Annotated in this window: 1 pseudogene; it reads right to left on the bottom strand. The window is 37.5% G+C overall.

Annotated features, from left to right (window positions below):
- A pseudogene (locus C9J38_RS21715) lies at window positions 1–501 on the bottom strand (hypothetical protein); the annotation flags it as partial.

The following is a 501-nucleotide window of genomic DNA, read 5'->3' as shown; positions in this document are numbered from 1 at the left end:
ATTCATCAAGATCTCTTGAACCATTGATAAAACGGCCAATGGGAACCCCATGTTTATAACCATTATAACGATGAACAAGAAACAGTTGATAATTAATAAAACCTTGTGGGGTTGGCGATGTTGTCAGATAGCAATCAAACTCAACAAAAGGGTGACTAAATCGCACCTTATTACCGAAGCCATGCAATGTGACCATGCCCGTTTCTCGGCTTAATGAAAATAACGTTTTAATGGGTAATTTTCCATTAAAAAAAGAGAAAGACCACCAAATGAGTAAGGATGGGATCAATATGTATAAAAGAAAAGTCAAAATATCGATTGATGATTGCGGTGAAATGTTGGTTACGAGATATATTATCCCCAGAAGAACAAATGCTAACGGCATCATAATTATTGCGGTACCTTTCGCAAAAGTCACTGCGTAAAAATAGACCAAGCCCCACCATGGGAAAGTGATGTCGTGAATTTCACGCTCACTGTATATATCACTCTCAAATGTCT

Origin of the sequence: Photobacterium sp. GB-210 (genome assembly GCF_003026075.1) — a bacterium.
GTDB lineage: Bacteria > Pseudomonadota > Gammaproteobacteria > Enterobacterales > Vibrionaceae > Photobacterium.
The sequence above is the reverse complement of the archived record's forward strand: the minus strand, read 5'-3'. Positions and strand labels throughout refer to the sequence as shown.